This window comes from Streptomyces phytophilus (genome assembly GCF_013870535.1).
In the GTDB taxonomy this organism is placed as follows: domain Bacteria; phylum Actinomycetota; class Actinomycetes; order Streptomycetales; family Streptomycetaceae; genus Streptomyces; species Streptomyces phytophilus.
The window spans coordinates 1-2862 of the sequence record NZ_JACBXC010000793.1; the positions used below are offsets into that span (position 1 = coordinate 1).

General features: G+C 74.6%; 4 protein-coding genes. 3 read left to right on the forward strand and 1 reads right to left on the reverse strand.

Annotated elements, in window-relative coordinates; translation table 11 throughout:
- Both H5J30_RS25335 and H5J30_RS25340 read left to right on the forward strand, forming a co-directional pair.
- Positions 1 to 402, forward strand: a 402-nt coding sequence (locus H5J30_RS25335) for a ComEC/Rec2 family competence protein (protein ID WP_374101024.1), incomplete at its 5' end; no start/stop codon positions are given.
- Positions 403 to 565: 163 nt separating this feature from the next.
- A complete protein-coding gene (locus tag H5J30_RS25340; protein WP_181789668.1) occupies positions 566 to 1450 on the forward strand; it encodes a YceI family protein in 885 nt (294 codons plus the stop codon).
- Between the two features lie 24 nt (positions 1451 to 1474).
- On the opposite strand, the gene H5J30_RS25345 is transcribed toward H5J30_RS25340, so the two are convergent.
- Complete coding sequence (locus H5J30_RS25345) at positions 1475 to 1744, reverse strand: hypothetical protein (RefSeq protein WP_181789669.1); 270 nt, start codon at positions 1742 to 1744, stop codon at positions 1475 to 1477.
- 59 nt (positions 1745 to 1803) lie between these two features.
- Between H5J30_RS25345 and holA the strand changes: the two genes are divergently transcribed.
- The gene (gene holA, locus H5J30_RS25350; protein WP_181789670.1) at positions 1804 to 2817 is read left to right on the forward strand and encodes a DNA polymerase III subunit delta; all 1014 of its coding nucleotides are present in this window, start codon (positions 1804 to 1806) and stop codon (positions 2815 to 2817) included.
- Positions 2818 to 2862 lie beyond the last annotated feature (45 nt).

The window sequence follows — 2862 nt, forward strand, 5'->3', positions numbered from 1 at the left end:
GCGGGCGCCCCGCCCCCGGCGGAGCCGAACGACGCCAGCGTCACCCTCCTCGTACGCACCGGGGGCCTCACCGTCCTGCTGCCCGGGGACCTGGAGCCGCCCGCCCAGCGCGCGTTGCTCACCGCCGTCCCCCGACTGCCCCGCGTCGACGCCCTGAAGGTCCCGCATCATGGCTCGGCCTACCAGGACCACGAGCTGCTGCGGCGCCTCGGCCCGCGCTTCGCCCTCGTCAGCGCGGGCACCGGCAACCCGTACGGCCACCCCTCGCCCCGCACCGTCGCCGCCCTGCGCGCCCAGGGCGCCGCGGTCCTGCGCACCGACGAGCACGGCCCGCTCGCCCTCACCGCCGAAGTGGACGGCGAGGAGAAGCGTGCTCCCGCTGTCACCCTCGGCGGCAAGTAGCCGAGCCCGTAACAGATCCAAACGGACCGGTGAACTCCGGCACTTGACCCAACCCCGCACGAGCCGCCACAACCCGGCGGGGAACCCCCGGTTTGCATAGAAAGCAACATCAGTGCTCGAATGAATGCCCGAGCTACTGAAATTCCACGGGGGTGGATGCTTCATGATCGGTCGTCTCCGACGCAGATCCTCGGCCACGGCAAACCGACGCGGCGCCGGCCTGGCCGGCCTGGAGGTTCCCTCGCACGCGGGGGTGCTGAGCTGCCGCGTGCTCGACCCCGTCGACCAGCCGCTGCCGCAGGCGGAGGTCGTACTCGCCGACGCCGCCGGGCGCAGAGTGGTCAGCGGGGAGAGCGATCCGTTCGGCACCTTCGTGGTCGCGGTCCCGGCCGGCGGCTACCGGCTCTCCGTCAACGCCGAGGGCTTCACCCCGTACCGCGGCGAGGTCGAGGTCGCCGAAGGCGCCCACCACTCCCTCGGCGACCTCACGCTCAGCCCCTCCCCGCTCCCGCAGCTCCCGCCGCCCGGCGACTGGGAGATAGACCCGGCGCACACCACCATCGCGTTCGTCGCGCAGCACATCGGCATGGCGCGCGTACGCGGCCGGTTCAACACCTTCAGCGGCGCCCTGCGCGTCGGTGAGCGCATGGAGGACTCCGGGATGCGCGTCGCCATCGAGGCGGCCAGCATCGACACCAACATCAAGATGCGCGACGACCACCTGCGCTCCGCGGACTTCCTCGACATCCAGCGCTACCCGGCGATCGAGTTCGCCGGCGACCGCTTCGTCCACCGCGGGGGCGCCCGCTGGGCCGTCACCGGCGCGCTCTCCATCCACGGCGTCAACCGCACCGTCACCCTGGACACCCGCTACCTCGGCACCGGCTACGGCATGGAGGGCGAACTGCGCGCCGCCTGCCGGGCGACCGTCGAACTGCACCGCGAGGACTTCACGCTCAACTGGCAGCACATGCTCGCGCGCGGCATCGCCGTCGTGGGCTCCAGCATCCAGATAGAACTGGACATCCAGGTGGTGGCCGCGACCTGAGGCGCGGTCGCCGCCCGGCGCCGGTCAGCCGACCGGGTCCTCCGGCAGCGTCGCGGACCCCTCCAGCCAGCCGTCGTACGACTCCGCCAGGTCCTCCAGCTCCGCCGCCAGGGCCTCCCGCGCGTCCTCGACGACGACGAGCCACTGCGCGTCCTCCGCGTCGTCCTCGCCGGCCAGGGCGTCGCGGATCAGCTGGGGCTCCCCGGCCAGGCCGAAGCGCTCCACGGCCAGCCCGGCCACCTCCCGCGCGGCGTCGCGGTCGGGCAGCACGAGTACGTACGTCAGGTCGCTCACGCCGCCATTGTGCCCGCGGCCGCCGGCGGTGTCGTACCGGCGTGGGATGCTGTACGGCGATGGCAGCGACGACCCGGAACCCCAGGACCAGCAAGGGCGCAAGCGCCGGCGGCGACCCGCTCACCCCGGTCACGCTCGCCGTGGGCCAGGAGGAACTGCTGGTCGACCGCGCCGTGCAGGAGGTCGTGGCCGCGGCCCGCGCCGCCGACCCCGACACCGACGTGCGCGAGTTGGCCCACGACGCCCTCCGGCCCGGCACGCTCGCCGAGCTGACCAGCCCCTCGCTCTTCGCCGAGCACAAGGTCGTGGTCGTACGCGGCGCGCAGGACCTCGGCGCCGACGCGGTGAAGGACGTCAAGGCGTACGTGGCCGCCCCCGCCGACGAGATCACGCTGGTGCTCGCGCACGCCGGCGGCGCCAAGGGCAAGGGCCTGCTGGACGCCGCGCGCAAGGCCGGCGCCCGGGTGGTCGACTGCGCGAAGGTGACCCGCCCCGCGGACCGGCTGGCCTTCGTGAAGGCCGAGTTCCGCGCCGCGGGCCGCACCGCGACGCCGTCCGCCTGCCAGGCGCTGGTGGACGCCATCGGATCCGACCTGCGGGAGATGGCCAGCGCCTGCGCGCAGCTCGCGGCCGACGTGGAGGGCACGATCGACGACGCCGTCGTCGCGCGCTACTACACAGGCCGGGCCGAGACCTCCGGCTTCGAGGTGGCCGACCGCGCCGTCGAGGGCCGCACGACCGAGGCCCTGGAGGCCCTGCGCTGGGCCCTGAACACGGGTGTGGCCCCCGTCCTGCTCACCAGCGCCCTCGCCCAGGGCGTCCGCTCCATCGGCCGCCTCGCCTCGGCCCCCCGCGGCATGCGCCCGGCGGACCTGGCCCGCGAGCTGGGCATGCCGCCGTGGAAGGTGGACCGGGTCCGCCAGCAGATGCGCGGCTGGACCGCGGACGGCGTGGCCACGGCCCTGCGCGCCGTCGCCAAGGCCGACGCGGACGTCAAGGGCGGCTCCGACGACCCGGCCTACGCCCTGGAGAAGGCGGTGGTGGCCATCGCCACCGCGGCCCGCTCCCGTTGACCCGCGCGCCGGGACTTCCGCGCTGCCGCCGCCCGCCGCGTCCAC